Annotated in this window: 18 protein-coding genes; 6 read left to right on the top strand and 12 right to left on the bottom strand. The window is 73.1% G+C overall.

All coding sequences use genetic code 11. The features are described 5' to 3' along the window. Position 1: 1 nt before the first annotated feature. Both AC3ANM_RS01410 and AC3ANM_RS01415 read left to right on the top strand, forming a co-directional pair. Positions 2 to 814, top strand: coding sequence for a polyprenol monophosphomannose synthase (locus AC3ANM_RS01410; protein WP_488286361.1), 813 nt, complete (start codon positions 2 to 4; stop codon positions 812 to 814). Beyond that, positions 811 to 1,335: an FxsA family protein gene (locus AC3ANM_RS01415; protein ID WP_488286362.1), complete on the top strand. Its 525-nt coding sequence runs from the start codon at positions 811 to 813 to the stop codon at positions 1,333 to 1,335. The genes AC3ANM_RS01410 and AC3ANM_RS01415 overlap by 4 nt, the downstream gene beginning before the upstream one ends. A gap of 333 nt (positions 1,336 to 1,668) precedes the next feature. On the opposite strand, the gene AC3ANM_RS01420 is transcribed toward AC3ANM_RS01415, so the two are convergent. The 3 genes from AC3ANM_RS01420 to AC3ANM_RS01430 all read right to left on the bottom strand — a co-directional run bounded on the left by AC3ANM_RS01420 (position 1,669) and on the right by AC3ANM_RS01430 (position 4,981). Further along, on the bottom strand, positions 1,669 to 2,028 hold the full coding sequence (locus AC3ANM_RS01420; protein ID WP_488286363.1) for an RNA polymerase-binding protein RbpA: 360 nt from the start codon (positions 2,026 to 2,028) through the stop codon (positions 1,669 to 1,671). A 162-nt stretch (positions 2,029 to 2,190) separates the two neighbouring features. After that, positions 2,191 to 3,579 carry an MFS transporter gene (locus tag AC3ANM_RS01425; RefSeq protein ID WP_488286364.1) on the bottom strand — a complete coding sequence of 463 codons (1,389 nt, stop codon included), beginning with the start codon at positions 3,577 to 3,579 and terminating at the stop codon, positions 2,191 to 2,193. A gap of 70 nt (positions 3,580 to 3,649) precedes the next feature. Then, positions 3,650 to 4,981: a D-alanyl-D-alanine carboxypeptidase family protein gene (locus AC3ANM_RS01430; RefSeq protein WP_488286365.1), complete on the bottom strand. Its 1,332-nt coding sequence runs from the start codon at positions 4,979 to 4,981 to the stop codon at positions 3,650 to 3,652. 189 nt (positions 4,982 to 5,170) lie between these two features. On the opposite strand from AC3ANM_RS01430, the gene AC3ANM_RS01435 reads away from it, so the two are divergent. The 3 genes from AC3ANM_RS01435 (at position 5,171) to AC3ANM_RS01445 (ending at position 8,937) form a co-directional block, all read left to right on the top strand. Further along, positions 5,171 to 5,344: a CsbD family protein gene (locus AC3ANM_RS01435; RefSeq protein ID WP_488286366.1), complete on the top strand. Its 174-nt coding sequence runs from the start codon at positions 5,171 to 5,173 to the stop codon at positions 5,342 to 5,344. A gap of 1,087 nt (positions 5,345 to 6,431) precedes the next feature. Continuing rightward, the gene (locus AC3ANM_RS01440; protein WP_488286367.1) at positions 6,432 to 7,496 is read left to right on the top strand and encodes a tyrosine-type recombinase/integrase; all 1,065 of its coding nucleotides are present in this window, start codon (positions 6,432 to 6,434) and stop codon (positions 7,494 to 7,496) included. A 262-nt stretch (positions 7,497 to 7,758) separates the two neighbouring features. Next, complete coding sequence (locus tag AC3ANM_RS01445; protein WP_488286368.1) at positions 7,759 to 8,937, top strand: GH25 family lysozyme; 1,179 nt, start codon at positions 7,759 to 7,761, stop codon at positions 8,935 to 8,937. A 15-nt stretch (positions 8,938 to 8,952) separates the two neighbouring features. Here the strand turns inward: AC3ANM_RS01445 and AC3ANM_RS01450 are convergent, their stop codons facing one another. From AC3ANM_RS01450 to AC3ANM_RS01475, 6 genes are all read right to left on the bottom strand, one after another. Beyond that, positions 8,953 to 9,492 (bottom strand): DUF1697 domain-containing protein, encoded by a 540-nt coding sequence (locus tag AC3ANM_RS01450; RefSeq protein WP_488286369.1) that lies wholly within the window; start codon positions 9,490 to 9,492, stop codon positions 8,953 to 8,955. Positions 9,493 to 9,497: 5 nt separating this feature from the next. Continuing rightward, positions 9,498 to 10,346 carry an alpha/beta fold hydrolase gene (locus AC3ANM_RS01455; RefSeq protein ID WP_488286370.1) on the bottom strand — a complete coding sequence of 283 codons (849 nt, stop codon included), beginning with the start codon at positions 10,344 to 10,346 and terminating at the stop codon, positions 9,498 to 9,500. A gap of 28 nt (positions 10,347 to 10,374) precedes the next feature. After that, on the bottom strand, positions 10,375 to 11,244 hold the full coding sequence (locus AC3ANM_RS01460) for a PhzF family phenazine biosynthesis protein (RefSeq protein ID WP_488286371.1): 870 nt from the start codon (positions 11,242 to 11,244) through the stop codon (positions 10,375 to 10,377). Between the two features lie 40 nt (positions 11,245 to 11,284). Then, positions 11,285 to 11,821 carry a type 1 glutamine amidotransferase domain-containing protein gene (locus AC3ANM_RS01465; protein WP_488286372.1) on the bottom strand — a complete coding sequence of 179 codons (537 nt, stop codon included), beginning with the start codon at positions 11,819 to 11,821 and terminating at the stop codon, positions 11,285 to 11,287. A gap of 143 nt (positions 11,822 to 11,964) precedes the next feature. Continuing rightward, positions 11,965 to 12,336: an ArsR/SmtB family transcription factor gene (locus AC3ANM_RS01470; protein ID WP_488286373.1), complete on the bottom strand. Its 372-nt coding sequence runs from the start codon at positions 12,334 to 12,336 to the stop codon at positions 11,965 to 11,967. A gap of 38 nt (positions 12,337 to 12,374) precedes the next feature. Next, positions 12,375 to 12,809 carry an OsmC family protein gene (locus AC3ANM_RS01475; RefSeq protein WP_488286374.1) on the bottom strand — a complete coding sequence of 145 codons (435 nt, stop codon included), beginning with the start codon at positions 12,807 to 12,809 and terminating at the stop codon, positions 12,375 to 12,377. An 18-nt stretch (positions 12,810 to 12,827) separates the two neighbouring features. On the opposite strand from AC3ANM_RS01475, the gene AC3ANM_RS01480 reads away from it, so the two are divergent. Continuing rightward, positions 12,828 to 13,442, top strand: a complete 615-nt coding sequence (locus AC3ANM_RS01480) for a histidine phosphatase family protein (protein ID WP_488286375.1) — start codon at positions 12,828 to 12,830, stop codon at positions 13,440 to 13,442. 72 nt (positions 13,443 to 13,514) lie between these two features. Here AC3ANM_RS01480 and AC3ANM_RS01485 read toward each other — a convergent pair whose 3' ends face one another. From AC3ANM_RS01485 to AC3ANM_RS01495, 3 genes are all read right to left on the bottom strand, one after another. Next, a complete protein-coding gene (locus AC3ANM_RS01485; RefSeq protein ID WP_488286376.1) occupies positions 13,515 to 14,177 on the bottom strand; it encodes an RES family NAD+ phosphorylase in 663 nt (220 codons plus the stop codon). Continuing rightward, a complete protein-coding gene (locus AC3ANM_RS01490; protein WP_488286377.1) occupies positions 14,174 to 14,755 on the bottom strand; it encodes a hypothetical protein in 582 nt (193 codons plus the stop codon). Before AC3ANM_RS01490 ends, AC3ANM_RS01485 begins: the two co-directional genes overlap by 4 nt. 204 nt (positions 14,756 to 14,959) lie before the next feature. After that, on the bottom strand, positions 14,960 to 16,444 hold the full coding sequence (locus tag AC3ANM_RS01495) for a glutamate-cysteine ligase family protein (RefSeq protein WP_488286378.1): 1,485 nt from the start codon (positions 16,442 to 16,444) through the stop codon (positions 14,960 to 14,962). Positions 16,445 to 16,461: the final 17 nt, after the last annotated feature.

Genomic DNA, 16,461 nt, shown 5'->3' on the forward strand with positions numbered 1-16,461 from the left:
CATGACCCACCCTGCGCCCACCCCGGCGGACGCTGACGTCGACCGCGCCCCGATCGGCCGCGTCGTCGTGCTCATCCCGACGTACAACGAGCGCGAGAACCTGCCGCGCATCGTCACCCGGGTGCGCGCCGCGGTCCCGCAGGCCGACGTGCTGGTGCTGGACGACAACTCCCCGGACGGCACCGGCGAGGTCGCCGACGCGCTCGCGGCCGAGGACGCCCAGGTCCGCGTGCTGCACCGCCAGGGCAAGGAGGGCCTCGGCGCCGCCTACCTCGCCGGGTTCGCCTGGGCCCTCGAGCAGGGCTACGACGCGCTGGTGGAGATGGACGCCGACGGCTCGCACCAGCCCGAGCAGCTCCCGGCCCTGCTGGAGCAGCTGGTCACCGCCGACGTGGTCCTCGGCTCGCGCTGGGTCCCCGGCGGCCGCGTCGTCAACTGGCCGCTGACCCGCAAGGCGCTCAGTGTCGGCGGCAACCTCTACGTCAAGGCCCTGCTCGGCATGCCGGTCGGCGACGCCACGGGTGGCTACCGGGTCTACCGCGCCTCCGCGCTGCGCCTGATGGACCTGCACGACGTCGCCTCCCAGGGCTACTGCTTCCAGGTCGACCTCGTATGGCGCGCCGTGCGTCGCGGGCTCGTCGTGCGGGAGGTGCCGATCACCTTCGTCGAGCGCGAGATCGGCGACTCCAAGATGAGCGGCGACATCGTGCGCGAGTCCCTGCTGCGCATCACCTCGTGGGGGGCCAGCTACCGCGCCAACCAGCTGCGCACCCTCGGCCGCCGCGAGCCCCGGTGGCACCGGCTGCCGCAATGAGCACCCACCCGCCCCGGCGCCGGCGTCCTCGCTGGCTGACCCTGGTGTTCGTCCTGCTGCTCGTCGTGCCGATCGCGGAGATCGCCGTCATCGTGGCGCTGGGCAGGGCCATCGGCGGGTGGCAGACGTTCTTCCTGCTCCTGCTCGAGTCGGCGCTGGGCGCCTACCTGGTGCGGCGCGAGGGCGCCAAGGCGTGGCAGGCGCTGCGGGTGGCCCTGCAGACCGGCCGGATGCCCTCGCGTGAGCTGTCCGACGCCGCGCTCGTCCTGGTGGGCGGCACGCTGCTGCTGGCGCCGGGGTTCCTCACCGACGTGGTCGGCTTCTTCTTCGTCCTGCCGTTCACCCGGCCGCTGGCCCGCCGGCTGCTCGAGCGTGCGGTGGCCGCCCGCCTCCTGCGCGGCTGGGGCAACGGCCCGGGTGGCGGTCCCTGGGGTGGGCCGGGGAGCGGGCCTGGCGGACCCGGGAGTGGACCCGGCCAGGACGGTCCGGGCGGGGACACCATCCAGGGCGAGGTGCTCTGAACGACCTCCCTGCGGGGATGAGCTCGACCCGCGGTGTGCCCGATGGCCCGGCAAAGGGATCGTCGACCCGCTGCGCGCCCGCGGGGTTCGCGCACCATCTCCCGGGTCGCCGGGCGAAACAGGGGCCGGCGGGCGAACCGGGCGGCACGGCATACCGCCGCCCGCGGCTGGCTCGCGTGCCTGCCTGGGGTCGGCGGGCGGACCCGGCCTCACGGCATACCGCGGCCTGGCTCGCTCCCGGGCGCGCCGTCGCCCTCCGGGCATGACACGGGCCCCACACCGGAGGGGGAAGGTGTGGGGCCCGGGTCAGCGCCGCGGGTGCGGCTGGTGCGCTCAGGCGCTGCGCTTGCGTCGCGGCTTCTCGCCGCGGGACTCCCGCAGCAGGGCGAGCCGCTCCTGGAGCAGCTCCTCGAGCTCGGGGATGGAGCGGCGCTCGAGCAGCATGTCCCAGTGGGTGCGGGCCGGCTTGACAGCCTTGGCCTCGGGCTCGGGCCCGTCAACCAGCCGGGCGTCGAGCCCGCAGCGGCACTCCCACAGCGGAGGCACGTCGGCCTCGATGGAGAAGGGCAGCTCGCTGACGTGGCCCTGAGGGCAGACGTACTTCACGAGCTGACGCTCGCTCGGCACGACGTTCTCGTCGGTCTCCATGCTCAGGGCGCCCAGACGGGTGCCGCGCAGTGATCGTTCGGCCATGTCGGAGGTCTCCCAACGTGTTGCTCACCCGCACAGAGCGTGCGTGGGCATTCACAGGGGTGAACGCACGTCAGACCGGCAATGTTCCTGCTCACGGCCGACGATGTGCCCCTGAGCGAGGACTGTGACCGAGCACACCGCGAGAACGGCGGCGGATGTGGCTCAGACCACGCTCGGCACCTCGTTGCCGGCCGCCTGGATGCCCTCGCGCATGCGCACGCGGGAGAGCAGGACGCCGCCCACGGCGAAGAAGACGATCAGGGCGACCACGGCCCAGCGGTAGGAGCTGGTCAGCTGGTGCACCAGGCCGAACAGGAGGGTGCCGAACCAGCTCGTGCCACGCTCCATCGCCTGGTAGAGGCTGAAGAACTCGGCCTCGCGGCCGCGGGGGATGAGCTGGCTGAACAGCGAGCGGGACAGTGCCTGACTGCCGCCCAGGACGATCCCGATGAGGACCGCGAGCGCCACGAACACGCCCAGGGCACCCGCCGGGACGAAGAACGCGATGGTCACCACGAGGGTCCAGACCCCCAGGCTGGTCAGCACCACGCGCCACGCGCCGAAGGAGGCCGCGAGCCGGCCGAAGAGCAGCGCGCCGCCGAAGGCGACGAACTGCACGAGCAGGAAGATCCCGAGGACGGTGCTCTGGGAGAACCGCAGCTCCTCGATGCCGTAGAGGCTGGAGGTGCCGATGACCGTCTGGATGCCGTCGTTGAAGAACAGGTAGGCGAGCAGGAACAGCATGGTCTGCGGGTAGAGCCGCAGCTCGGCGAACGTGCGCCCCAGCTGGCGCAGGCTGCCGCCGACGACCCCCGCCTGCCGGGCCACCGGCGCGGCCGTGGTGCCGCGCACGTCCCGCAGCCCCAGCACGGGGATCAGGGTGAACGCGCCCCACCACAGGCCCGCCGACAGCAGGCTCACCCGGACGGCCATGCCCTGGCTGAGTCCGATGGCGTCATGCACGTTGAGCAGCACGAAGTTCAGGGCCAGCAGCACCCCGCCACCGGCGTAGCCCAGCGCCCACCCCCGGCTGGAGACCCGGTCGCGGTCCTCGGGAGGGGCGATCCGGCACAGCAGGGAGTCGTAGATCACCAGCGAGGAGCCGAGGCACAGGTTGGCCACGAGCAGCAGCACCACGCCCAGTGCCCAGTCGGTGCCGGCCACGAGGAACAGGGCGCTCGCGGCCAGGGCCCCGACCCACGCGAACGCCGCGAACAGACGGGTCGGTCGCGGGGACCGGTCGGCCACCGCGCCGACGAAGATGAGCAGCACCGCCGAGATGAGCGTGGAGGCGGTGATCGTGTAGAGCGCCAGCGAGCCGGGGGAGACCGGGACGCTCAGCACGTCCAGGTCGGTCGTGCAGGCCGCGCCGTCGGGCAGTCCCGGGCACGCGGCGGCCTTGGCCACCGACGTCAGGTAGGGCGTGATCAGCACGGTCGCCGTGGTGGTCACGTAGGCCGAGTTGGCCCAGTCGTACCAGTACCAGGACCGCTGGTGAGGGGTGTCCCGTCGGGCCCGCCGGCCGGGGCCGGCGTCGAGCGCGCTCGTCATGGGCGCAGGTTCTCACGCGACGGGGGCGTGTGCCCCGCATTGGGCCCGTGTCCGGCCCGGCAAGCCGCGCTCAGTCGGCGAACTCCCAGTGCCACGGCTCGGGCAGCACCCCGCCGGGCTCGGCCCACGCAGGGTGGAACCATCCGTACAACGGCGCGTGCTGGTCCATCCACAGGTGGGCCGCCGTGCCGAAGCTCTGCACCCCACCGCACAGGTCCAGAGCCATGCCCAGGCCGTGGTTGCTCGTCCCCGGTTCGGCGGCGAACCCCTTGCGGGTGATCGCGACGGCCACCTGCTGGGCGTAGGAGCGGTAGGAGTCGGTCACGCACAACGGGCTGCCGGTGTCGTGCTGGTAGGCCCGGCTCATCGCGTTGAATGCCCGGGCCGGGTCCGGGCGCAGGCGCTGCCCGGGCGCGGCGTAGAGCGGGCACAGCCCGGACGCGGGGATCGCGCCGTTGGGGTAGGTCCGGCTGTCCGCCCGGCACGGCGCACCGGTGTCGGTGAACACCCCCAGGTCCTGCCGTCGCAGCGCCTGGCTCAGCCGCTGGTCCGCGGCACGGGCCTCCGGGTCGTGCGAGCGCAGCAGCGCCCCGCGCAGGGAGCCGGCCGAGAGCAGCTGGTCGGCCTGGGCCTGCTTGAGCGCCGCCAGGGCTGCGCGCTGGTCGGCGAGCAACCGGTCGAGTCGCGCCTTCGCCGCGGCGATCCGGGCCGCAGCGGCGATGGCCTCGCGGCTGGCTCGTTCGGCCCGGTCGGCCGCGTCCTGCTGCTCGGCGGTGAGTCCCTGGAGGCGGTCCAGCGCCCGACCGCGCGCGGCCGCGACGTACTGCAGGATCGCCAGGGGGTCGGCCGCCTGGTCGGCGTCCCGCGTGGTCAGCACCTCGAACAGCGACATGTAGTCGGCCAGCGGGCCACCGTGGACGTAGGCGTCGTGCGCCCACCGGCCGACGCTGTCCTGGTCGGCCCGCATCGCCTCGTCCAGCGCGCGGAAGCGCTGCAGCTGGCGGACCGCCTCGGCGCGAGCACTCGACTCGGCCGTGCGCGCTGCCGAGAGCTGGGCGAGGACGGTGGCGGACTGCCGGGAGAGGCGGGTGATCCGGGCGGTCGCGGTGGCCACCTTGGCGCTGGAGTCGATCAGGCCGGCCCGCAACCGGTCAGCGGCGGCGACCTGGGCCGACAGCTGGGAAGGGGTGAGCGCGGGCTGCTCGCCAGCACCCCGGGGGAGCACGCCGTCCACCCCAACCGCCGGGGACTTCGTCGGGGTCGGGGCGGGCGAGGCTGAGGCGCTCGCGGTGGGGCCCGGCGTCGGCGCCCCGGAGGGGGGCGATGCCTGGGCGGTGGGGCCGACCACGAGCAGCAGGGGAGCCAGGGTGGCCAGGGCCGCGACACGGCATACCCACCGCATGGGACCACCACCTTCCTCCGCCGGCCCCTGCCACCTCGAGCCTAGGCAGACGGGGCGCGCGAACCCGGGTCCTCCACAGCCCTTCGGCCCGAACGGACGAGGGGGGTCGAGCCGTCCGGTGTCGCGCGGATCAGCCGAGCGTGCGAGGGTGGGCCGTGTCCCGTTCCTCCACGAGAAGGGGTGACTCGCATGGGTCTCCAGGACAAGGTCAACAACGCCGCCGAGCAGGCCAAGGGCAAGACCAAGCAGGCCGTTGGTGACGCCACCGACAACGAGCAGCTGCAGGCCGAGGGGCAGGTCGATGAGTCCAAGGCCGACCTGAAGCAGGCCGGCGAGAAGGTCAAGGACGCGTTCCGCGACTGACGGCACCGCAGCCACACACTGAGGGCGGCACCCCGATCGGGTGCCGCCCTCAGTGCTGTCCGGGCGGCCGAGGGCCGGCCCGGGGCAGCAGCGATCCGTCGGACCGTGTCGTGGATGGGGGAGGGGAGCGGCGGGAACAGGCTGGTGGCGCGGGCGACGCTCCCAAGGCGTACACCTGTTCGACCACTCGCATGACAGTCAGAGGGGACTGCGACGGCAGGGCGATGTCCGGGCCGGCGGGCCGTCGACGGCGCACGGACAGGAAGACCGACGCAGCATGGTGCAGACCGGACCGTCGCCTCGGTGGACGTGCGCGGAGCCGGTGGGGGCACGAGGTCGGCGGCAGTGGAGGGAACCACGGGCGCCGCGGGCGCGGAGCGGACCAGCCGGCCGCAGACACGGTTGCCAGGCAAGGCGGAGTCGTCGTCCGCCTCGTCACGCGGTGCGGCGGAGGAGTGCTTCCACCAGGCGTAATGACATAATGTCGATTATCGGCGTTCTGTGATGAGCGGGCCCGGTGGCCGGGAGGGGCCTGGCGGCGGGCACTGGAAACCATGCGTACATGCAGTCGCCGTGCACGACTGGTTGCGTGTGGGATCCGGTTACCACAGCGCCGCGCGCGGATGAGCGACCAGCCGGACAGTTCGAGCCGACCGGCCGAACCTGACGGACGGTTCACGACGCGCCCGGACGGGTACCCGGCGAACGCGCCGGACGAGCAGGTATGACGGGATGCTGCGGCCGAACGACCCGGGCGCCGACGACGGGTCGTCGAGGCAAGGCGTGGCGACGTGGCGACGTGGCGACGTGGCGGATGCTCGCGCACGACGACGAGGACGTCGACACAGCGGTGAGCGAGTGCGTTCGCGCACGGTGACCGGTTCACCCAGGCCCGAGTCGGCCGGCTGAGCCGTCAGCGCCACCGGGCTCCTCCGCGCGTCGGTCCATGCACCGTCGGTGCGTCATGTGATGATTCGGACACTTGTCCAACCCGGGGGTCCGGGCCTCCGGATCGGGGCCGCGACACGGGAGTGTCTGCACTTCTGCGTGTAATGTGTCATACACGAAGAAATGGTACATTCCGGGCATGGCCTCCCCTCCCGCCCCGACGCGCATCACGGTCCAGGACGCCGTCCTGCACTACCAGGAGTCCCTCGAGCGCCGGGTCATGCGCTCGGAGATGAGCCCCGTCTCCCTCGCGGCCTACACCCGTGACCTCGGCGAGTTCGTCACTCTCCTGGGCCCCGACACCGTGCTCGACGACGTTGAGGGCGACGACATCGAGATCGCCCTCACCCGCCTGGCCAAGGCCCCCGACCGCCGCTACACCAAGGGCGTGAAGATGAGCCGCGACGGCAGTCGCCCGGAGGGGCGCGGCCCCCACGCACGGGCCCGCTGGTTCACCGCGGTGCGGGGCCTGTTCCGCTGGGCGGCCGACCGCGGATACGTGCAGGTCGACCCCACGGTGAAGCTCACCCCGCCGCGGACTCCCAAGCGCGCCAAGGGGGCCCGGCTCGGGCTGCAGGTCAACGACGCGCGCACACTGCGCGCGGCGCCCTCGACCAAGGCCGTCGACCAGCCCCGGGCCAACCAGTCGCTGAGCCTGCGGGACGAGGCGATCCTGCGACTGCTCATCGAGTCCGGTCCGCGCGTCTCCGAGCTGTGCGGGGCCAACCGCACCGACATCCGGATGCACGAGGAGACCGACCGCCCGGTGCTGCGCGTGCACGGCAAGGGCGGCAAGGACCGCGACCTGCCGCTGACCGGTCACACGGTCAACGCGATCACCGCCTACCTGGCCAACGGGCGCCCCTCTCCCCCGGCGGTCGGCGAGCCCTCCGACACGGCGCGGGCCGCCAAGGTCGCCGATGCCGAGCGCGCCCTGTTCGTCACGGTCCGTGGCTGGCGGATGAGCCCGCGCGACGTGCAGTACCTCATCGAGCGCTACACCAAGGCCAAGCTCGATCGCCGGGCCACGCCGCACGCCCTGCGGCACACCGCCCTGACGATCCTGGCCCGCTCCGGGGTCGACATCGCCACGGTCGCCCAGATCGCCGGCCACGCGAACCTGTCCACGACCTCGGTCTACATGGACGAGTCGATGTCGGCGGCGGCCGACGCGGTCGACCACTCCCCCCTCGCCGGCGACTGACACCGCAGGGCGCGGGGCGAACCTGGCGGGCAGCGTCCCCCTTGTCCCGATTCGTCCGCCCTTTAACACCACGAAAGGCAGGCGTGGGTCGGGGAAGGGTCAAGTCTTGGTCAGGTCGGGCGCCCCCTGCCGCCGTTGCGACCTACCTTCGTTGAGCCCGGAGCACACGCCGCCGCCACGTGGTGGGTGACGCTCCAGGCCCGACGGTGGGCGGTCCAGCAGCGGCGCCGCCCGCGCCCCCGCAGGAACAGGAACCCCACCCATGATGTCCAGGCCCCTACTTCGTCGTGCCCTCAACCGGTCCCGGCTGCTCCGCATCACCGCCGCGACCGTCGCGACGGTGGGCCTGGCGGCGCCGGCCGTGGCACACGCCCAGCCGACCGGCCCCGACGTCGCGAGCTACCAGCACCCCAGCGGCTACAGCATCAACTGGGGAGCCGCCAAGGCCACCGGCGGGGCATCCTTCGCCTTCGTCAAGGCCACGGAGGGCACGGGATACACCAACCCCTACTTCCGGGGCGACTTCGCCGCGCTGCACTCCCAGGGCATGGCCCGGGGCGCCTACCACTACGCCCGGCCGAGCCTGGCGGCCGGCTCAGGCGTCGCGCAGGCCGACTACTTCGTGCGCGTCGCGGGAACGCTCGGCGCTCGCGGCGACCTGCCGCCCGTGCTCGACCTGGAGACCACCGGAGGCCTGAAGCCCGCCCAGCTCACCGCGTGGGTCTCGAGCTTCCTCAAGCGGGTGAAGGTCAGGACAGGCCGAACCCCGATGGTCTACGTCTCGCCGTACTTCTGGACCCACTCTATGGGCAACTCCACGGCGTTCCGGTCCTACTACCTGTGGTTGGCCAGCTGGTCCAGCAAGGCGCCGACCTCGCTGCCCGGTGGGTGGAGCCGCTACACGTTCTGGCAGTACACCGACGCCGGCAAGCTGGCCGGCATCAGCGGCCGCGTGGACATGAGCGTCTTCAACGGGACCACCGCGGCCCTGTGGGCCCTGGCCAAGGGCGCCCCCGCTCCGGCCCCCGCACCGAAGCCCGTGCCGGCACCGACGCCCAAGCCGGTCCCCAGCCCGGTCCCGACGCCGGCCCCGAGCCCGGTCCCGACGCCGGCCCCGAGCCCGGTCCCGAGCCCCGTGCCCACCCCGGTCCCCACCGCCGGCTACCCCCAGCTCACCCGTCACGACCTGGTCGGCACGCTGTTCCGGCAGTCGCGCTCCACGCTGCGCCCTGGCGCCACGGGCACGGCGGTGGCCGCGGCGCAGCAGGTCCTGCACCTGCCCCGCACCGGCCGGTTCACCAACGCCATGGCGGCCACGCTGCGCACCTGGCAGCAGGCCCACCACCTGCCCGTCACGGGGGTCCTCGACCAGCGGACGTGGTGGATGATGATCGCGGTCACGCACGGCCACCACCACAACCACCACCGTTACGACGACTAGGCGCGCGACCCCGTCTCAGCCGCCCCAGCGGCGCACGAGCTCGTCGACGACCTTGACGTCACGGGTGGTCGCCGACGCCTTGCCCAGCCGCTCGAGCCGGGCGTTGGTCAGCTTGGCCTCGTGGGCGGCGACGTTCAGCCAGAGGACCGCCTCGCGGCCGAGCACCGTGACGCGCTCGTGCTCCTGGTCCCACGCCTGCAGCGCCTCGACGACGCTGCGGTCGGGCTGGTCCTTGAGGAAGGCGACATAGCGGCGCGGCTCGCCGGGCAGCGGCTGGTCCAGGCCCGCGAGCGCGGTGCCGAGGGCAGTCAGCTCCGCGGGGGTGCGCACCATGGTGGCCACCTCGAGCTTCCACCCCTCGCGCAGGACGTCCTCGATGGCCTGCTCCACCTTGGCCCGCGAGCGCAGCGAGGTGCTGACCCGCACGTTGCCGCTCTGGATGTAGGTCTCGACGTCGCGGAACCCGTTGTCCTCCAACGCCTCCCGCAGCTCGGCCATCTTGACCCAGCGCCCACCGACGTTGACGGCCCGCAGGAACGCCGCATAGGTCGGCACCGTCCTCAGACCCCCGCCGGCGCGAGGAAGTCACCGACGGCCTGGCGGAACTGCTCCGGCCGCTCCACCCACGGGTAGTGGCCGGCACCCTCGATGACGACCGCCTCACCGCGCGGGAAGAGGTCGGCGACGGCGAGCACCGGCTTGAGCCCGGTCAGCGCGTCCCGCTCTCCCGCCACCACGAGCACCTGGGCACCGCACGCCGCGAGGTCGTGCACCAGGGTCGGCGGTGCGGGAGCGGAGAAGAAGGCGCCGCCCGCCTCGAGGTGGAACTCTCCCAGGCGCTCGTGCTCCTGCGCCCGCTCGTCCCACGTCCCCCAACCCAGCGGGGCGATGAGGTGGGCGAGGGCACGGTGCTCCTCGGGGGTGCTCGCCGCCTGCAGCGCCGGGACCGCCTCCTCGAACGCGGGGTACCACGCCTCGGCGTTGCGCTGGACCACCATGGCCACGCTGTCGTCCTCGGCGTCGACGAGGTCCTTCGCCGGAGGGGTCACCAGGCAGAGGCGACGCAGATGCTGGGGGTGCGTCGCGGCATACGCCAGGGCCACCCGGGTACCGGCGCTGTGGGCGAGCAGGTCGAGCTGTCCGCCGCCGAGGTGGGTGCGCAGGGCCTCCACGTCGTGGGCGAGGTCCGTCCAGGCCTGGAGCGGCCGCCCGGACTCGGCCGACTCCCCCACCCCGCGCTGGTGCAGCACGGCGAGGGGCCGCACCCGTGACAGGCCGGCAAGGTCGGAGAGGTACTCCGGGTGGCGGGCCGGTCCTCCGGCCAGGACGACGAGGGGCTCCCCGGTGGCCCCGTCGTCGAGCAGGTCGTAGTGCAGGACGGCCCCGTCGTGGGCGGAGAAGGTCGGCATGCGGCCGAACCTACCTCCGGCGAGCGCCTCAGAGGTGGAAGGAACCGGTGGCAACCTGGCGGACGGTGCCGGAGACCAGGATCTGCCCGTTCGGGTCCACCTCGAGGTCGAGCAGGGAGGGGCGGCCGATGGCGGCGCCCTGCCGGATCCGCCGGTGGGTCCCCCGCTCCCCGTGGTGGTGCAGCCAGCCCCCGAGGTTGGCGCAGGCCGATCCGGTGGCGGGGTCCTCGATCGCCGAGGCCCCCTGGGTGAAGAACAGGCGGGCCTCGATCTCCCCGTCGCCCGACTCGGCCCACACGTAGACGAGGGCCTCGTCGCCCAGGCTGGCGGCGTGCTCGCGCAGCAGTCGCGGGTCGGCGGCGGCCGCGCGGACGTCGGCCACCCCGCGCAGCGGCAGGATGAGCTGGGTGACTCCGGTGTTGACGAGCAGGGGCTCCGCCCCCAGGGACTCCGGCCCCAGGCCCACCATCGCGGCGAGGTCCTCGCGCGTCGCCTCGACCGGCTGGACGACCGGTGGCTTGGCGCGCAGCGTCCAGCGGTTGCCGGCCGCGTGGACGGGGATGTCGCCGGCGGGCATCCGCAGGACGACCCGGTCACCGGCGCCGGTCAGCTCCCGCACCACGTGGGCGGTGCCCAGGGTGGGGTGACCGGCGAAGGGCATCTCGTAGGTCGGGGTGAAGATCCGCACGCGAGCCGTCACCGTCGCGTCGGTCCCGTCCCCGACGGGCAGGACGAACGTGGTCTCGCTGAGGTTGAGCTGACGGGCCAGGGCCTGCATCTGCTCACCGGTCAGCGCGCGGGCGTCCTCGAAGACGCACAGCGGGTTGCCCGAGAACGGGTCCTCCCCGTCGGTGAAGACGTTGAGGATGCGGTAGTCCAGCACGAGCGGAGAGGTCACGCCGCGATCCTGCCACGACGCGACCTCCCCCGGCTCGCTGCTACCCGAGGGCGTCGAGCAAGGCCCCCGAGAACGCCTTGAGGTCGTCGGGGTTGCGGCTGGTGATGAGGTTGCCGTCGACGACGACCTCGCGGTCCACCCACGTGCCCCCGGCGTTGCTGATGTCGGTACGTAGGCTCGGCCACGAGGTCAGGGTGCGCCCCGTGAGCACGTCCGCCTCCACGAGGGTCCACGGCGCGTGGCAGATCGCCGCCACCGGCTTGCCGGAGTCCACGAAGTGCCGCACGAAGCCGACCGCGTCGGCGTCCATGCGCAGTGCGTCGGGGTTGGCCACCCCTCCGGGCAGCACCAGGGCGTCGAAGTCGGCGACCGAGGCGTCCGCGACCTCCTGGTCGACCGGGAAGGTGTCCGCCGCGTCGAGGTGGTTGAACGCCTGCACCGACCCGGACTCGGGACTGAGCAGCACCGGCGTGGCGCCGGCGTCCTTCACCGCCTCCCACGGGTGGGTCAGCTCGACCTGCTCGATGCCCTCCTTGGCGACCAGGAAGGCGACTCTCCTGCCGTTGAGATCAGTCATGCTCTCGAGCCTGCGCCGGCCCGGACCGTCCCGCAAGCGGGAGGCGGGCCACCGCCCATACCGCGGTCAGGTCACCACCGGGTGACCCCCGGTGGCTGCCCGGTGTCCGGGCATCGCGCACCAGAGCCGGTATCGCGCTCAGCTCACCAGGCGCCGTCCGGCGGCGCCTCGAAGACGCGTGAGAGCGACCCCATCGCCTCGGGACGGACGCGGTAGCAGACCCAGACGCCGCGTCGGCTGCGCTCCAGGACCCCTGCCTCGTGCAGCACCTTCAGGTGGTGGGACACCGTGGGCTGGGTCAGGTCGAACTCGGACGTGAGCTCGGCGACGGTGGCCTGACGGCCCTCACGCCGCAGCAGGATGCTCACCATCCGCAGCCGGATCGGGTCGGCGATGGCCTTGAGCACGAACGCGATGGCCCCGGCGTGGTCACGGTCGAGGGAGTCGTGGTGCAGGGGACGACAGGCGGCCAGCGGCGTCGTCGGTGCGGACAGGAGCGGTTCTGGCAGCGACACGCGCCACATCGTGACAGAACGGACAATCCGCCGCTCGGTCAGGCGGGGTCCGCCAGCTGCCACGACACCGCGGTCCCGCGCTCGACGGTCCGGGAGACGGTGCACAGCCGGTCGTGCGAGCGCGCGGCCGCGTCGGGCAGCCGGTGGCGCGCTGCGTCTCCGTCCGGGCCCTCAGGGAAGGCGACCGTGAAGGTGAGGGTGATGTCCTGCAGGTGGTTGCCCTCGTCGTCGCGGACCTTCTCCGCCCCGACGCGCACCTCGAAGCGCTCGGGCTCGGCCAGGCGCGAGGTCAGCGCGTCGACGTCCAGGGCCGTGCAGCCCCCGATGGCCGCCAGCAGCAGCTCGACCGGGGTGAACCGTGCGCCCTCCCCGGTGCCGAAGGTGAGCTCTCCCCCGCGCACGTTCGTCGCGACGTACTCGCCGGCGCCGGCGCGTCGCAGGGAGACGGACCGGTGCTGATCCTGGGAGGCCATGACCTCTAGCCTGCCAGAGTGACCCAGCCACCCGCCCCCTCCACGGGCCGTCTCCTCCTCGTCCGCCATGGTCAGACCGAGTGGGCACGCGCGGGTCGGCACACCGGACTGACCGACGTGCCGTTGACCGCCGAGGGTGAGGCCGGGGCACGCGCCCTGGGTGGGTTGCTCGGCGGGCGCCGGTTCGCCCTCGTGGTCACCTCCCCGCTGCAGCGGGCCCGGCGCACCGCCGCGCTCGCCGGCCTGGCCGACACCGTGGTCGACGACGACCTCGTCGAGTGGGACTACGGCGGCTACGAGGGCCTGACCACGCCCGAGATCCGCGAGCGCCTGGGCCATCGGTGGAGCGTCTTCGACGACGGGGTGCCCCCCGGCGCCACGCCCGGGGAGACGCTGGAGGCGGTGGCCGCCCGGACCCGGGCCGTCCTGGACCGCGTCCGGCCCGCGCTGGAGCACGGCGACGTCGCCCTGGTCCGGCACGGTCACTGCCTGCGCATCCTCACGACCGTGTGGCTGCGCCAGGAGCCGCGGCTGGGGGCCCAGCTGACGTTGGACGCCGGGTCCCTCAGCGTCCTGGGCTGGGAGCGGGAGACCCCGGCGATCGTCTCGTGGAACCGGACGCCGCAGTCCTGAGGCGCCCCTGACGCGGACGACTCCCCCAGGGCCTTCCAGGGACGGGCGGGGTGAGGGCGAACCGCCTGGGCCTCAACCCTTCTGACCCTTGGTGCGCGTGCCGGGCGGCCGCACGACGTTGAGGTCCGCCCGGTGCGGCACGGGCATCGGGCGTGGCGCACCGGGCACGTCGACCGCCGGGACCGGACCGGGGTCGCCCGGCCAGTCGCGGGCCCCCGCCTCGTCGAACAGCGCCACGGAGGACGCCGGCCCGGGCGTGAAGCGCGGGCCGTAGCGCACTCCCTCCAGGCCCGCGTCGGCGAGGGCGCGCGCCCAGGCCTGCGGCACGGCATACGGCACCATCACCTCCAGCTCACGGGTGACCCCGAAGTCGGCCGCGCGGGCGACCCGCAGGTTGGCCAGCCGGCGGGGTGTCGGCACGCCGAGGCGCGAGACGACGACCCCCTCCAGCAGCGACAGCGGCACGAACGGCGCGCCCCCGAGGACCGCTCCGAGGCGCTCGCGGACGGCGACGGCCGGGTCGGTGGCCAGGTAGCAGGTGCCGCGGGGCGCCAGAAGGTCGAAGCGGCCCCCGCCGTCGCTGCTGAACCACCACGGCCCGTTGGTCGCCAGGTGCGCGCGGCACAGCACGGTGCGGGTCTCCAGCCGGTATGCCGGGAAGCCCGCGAGCGCCGTCCGCGGACGCTGCTGGGCGACCACCTCGCGTGAGGACGGCCCGGGTGCCTCCGGCGTCATGCCGACCAGGACTGGGCGTCGGCGGTCGAGACCTCCACGACCCGCTGGACAGCCGCGGCCGAGGACCGGTGCAGCACCAGGTAGTCGACGGCACTGTGGCCCTCGAAGGCCGGCGAGGGCGTCGTCAGCCACAGCGCGACGGTCCAGCCGTCGACCCCGCGGCGGGTCAGCTCACCCACGACCTCGAACACCCCGGGACGCACCTGGCCGTCGCGCCCGAACTGCAGGGAGGGGTAGAGCAGGTGGCCGTCGGCGGTGCGGCAGGCCAGCAGGGTGCCACGACGCACCCGGTCGGCGACGGCCTGGCGGCTGATCCCCAGCCACGAGACCAGGCCACCCGTGTCGTAGAACGGCCCGAGGGTCTCGTCGTAGGCGTGACGCGTCGGCAGGGCCGCGACCATCCGCTCGGCGAACTCCTCGACGTCGCCGAGGTCGGCCAGCGAGCGCCCCTGGGCGGCCAGGACCGAGCCACGCTCGGCGATGAGCCGCTCGACCCGGTCCAGCAGCCTGCGCTCGAAGACGGGGTCGCGGCCGTGCTCGGGGGTGGCCGTGTGGTGGCGGCCGGTGTGGGTGTCCATGACTCCTCCTGTCCCTCACCACTCTCCTCCGTCGCGTCAAGGGCGTCAAGGGGAGGTGATGTCCGGAGGATACGACGCGCCCCCGACAGGCCACGAGCGGCGTTGTCCCCCATGGGATGACGCCGCTCGTGAGCGCTGTCTCGCCGCAGGGGCACGGCACTGACAGGTGCTGACTGATGGCGACTGGTGGCGAGCTGGTCCGGCTCAGTCGGGGAGCTTCCAGGTGTGGACCGGCTCGTTGCTGTGCATCCCGGCCACGTAGAGCTCGAGCATCCCCCGCAGGGCCGAGGCGCGGTCGGCGCCGCGGGCCTCGAGCCGCTGCACGCACGCCACCTGCCAGGACGCCCCGTTGATGCCGGAGGTGCACCGCCCCTCGATGACCCCGAGGAACCGGTCGCGGACCGCCTGCGAGACACCCCAGCGCTCCAGGCCGGCGTGGGCCATCGGCAGCAGGTGGCGCAGCACCAGCTCGTCGGCCTGGACCTCACCGAAGCCGGGCCAGTAGAGCCGGGCCTCCAGGCCGCGCTGGGCGCAGGAGCGGAAGTTCTCCTCGGCGGCGGCGAAGCTCATCTTGGTCCAGACCGGGCGGTCCTCCTCGGCGAGCATCTTGACCACGCCGTAGTAGAAGGCGGCGTTGGCGAGGACGTCGACCATGGACGGCCCGGCCGGCAGCACGCGGTTCTCGACCCTCAGGTGAGGCATCCCGTTGACCAGGTCGTAGACCGGACGGTTCCAGCGGTAGACGGTGCCGTTGTGCAGGCGCAGCTCCGAGAGCGCCGGTGCCTCGCCCGCCTCCAGCTTGGCGACCGGGTCCTCGTCGGAGCACTCCGGCAGCAGTGCCGGGTAGTAGCGCACGTTCTCCTCGAACAGGTCGAAGATCGAGGTGATCCAGCGCTCGCCGAAGAAGACACGAGGACGCACGCCCTGGTTCTTCAGCTCGATCGAGCGGGTGTCGGTCGCCTGGGCGAAGAGCTCGACGCGGGTCTCGGCCCACAGCTGCTTGCCGAAGAAGTACGGCGAGTTGGCGCCGACCGCCACCTGCGGGGCGACCAGGGCCTGCGCGGCGTTCCAGTGCGCGGCGAAGTCGTGGGGGGCGACCTGCAGGTGCAGCTGCACGGAGGTGCACGCCGACTCCGGGGCGATCGAGTCGGCGTAGGTCGCCAGGCGCTCGCCGCTCGGGCCCTCGATGTCGATGAACATGTCCTCGCCGCGGGCGTTGAAGATGGCCTCGTTGAGGGCGGTGTAGCGCGGGTTGATGCTCATCCACTCGGTGGTGAAGTGCTGCGGCGTCAACGTCGGCAGGATCCCGATCGCCACGGTGTGCGCGCCGACCTCGTTGGCCTTGGACTCCGCGCGGTTGAGGCTCTGGCGCAGGTGCTCCTCGAGCTCCAGCGCCGCGTCGCCGGGCAGCGGCCGGGGGCTGACGTTGAACTCGATGTTGTACTGCCCCAGCTCGGTCTGGTAGCCGGGGTCGGCGATCCGCTCCAGGACGTCGGCGTTGCCCATGCGGGGCAGGTAGTCGGAGTCGACCAGGTTCAGCTCGATCTCCATGCCGGTCATCGGCCGGTCGAACTCGAAGCTGCTGGTGGCGAGCATCCGCTCGAACACGTCGAGGTTCTGCCGGACCTTCTCGCGATAGCGCTGCCGCTGCTCGCGGCTGTACGACGTGCCGGTGACCTCAGCTCCCATGGTGTCCTCCCTGAGCC

This window comes from Oryzihumus sp. JJN4-3R (genome assembly GCF_057747915.1).